This window comes from Halomonas sp. KAO, assembly GCF_015595025.1.
GTDB lineage: Bacteria > Pseudomonadota > Gammaproteobacteria > Pseudomonadales > Halomonadaceae > Halomonas.
In genome coordinates, this window is sequence record NZ_JADNRL010000019.1 from 463,092 (window position 1) to 463,717 (window position 626).

General features: G+C 57.2%; 1 protein-coding gene. It reads right to left on the reverse strand.

Going from position 1 to position 626, the window contains the following annotated elements; translation table 11 throughout:
• Positions 1–429: IS110 family transposase (locus IOC61_RS08365; RefSeq protein WP_195688385.1), on the reverse strand; the 429-nt coding region annotated here is incomplete at its 3' end.
• Positions 430–626 lie beyond the last annotated feature (197 nt).

Below are 626 nucleotides of genomic sequence, written 5' to 3' on the forward strand. Positions count from 1 at the left end.
CTGGACGGCATCTCGCCTCGCCACCAGGCGCTTCAGCTCGCGGACCTCCTCGACCTCTGGCTCCCAACGCTGCTGAGGCTGGGTGGCACCAAACAAAGCCAAAGCTTGGCTGTCTGCCTTGTCTGTTTTGTTCTTGACCCCGATACCCTTGGCGAAATCACGCACCCGCGCCGGGTTCAAGATATAAACCGTCACACCGGCCTGGTGCAGCCAGTAGGCCAATGGCTCATGATAGATACCTGTCGCTTCCAGGTAGACGTGTAGGGCTTCCGGCGATTCCTGGGTATGCCGGATCAACCAATCCAGTAGGGCCGGATAATGGGTATGCTGGTTGGGGAACACCTTGGTCTTGACCTTGCGTGCTTGCACATCACGCAGCCATAAGTAGTCGAGCTTGTTCTTGCTGACATCGATTCCGATATGGGTCATCTCTCACACCTCTCCTTGTTCGTTCAGCCTCACCCTCGCGGGGGGCGTTGGATACCGTTCAGGATTACGAGATGAAAGCCTGGGTGACCTATCTCCTCTACAGGCTCGTGGCCATTCGGTCCAAGTCGGGATACACCCAGGCTGTGAGCGGTGGTAGCTAATCACCCCTCACTGGAGAGACACAAGGTCCTACGCCA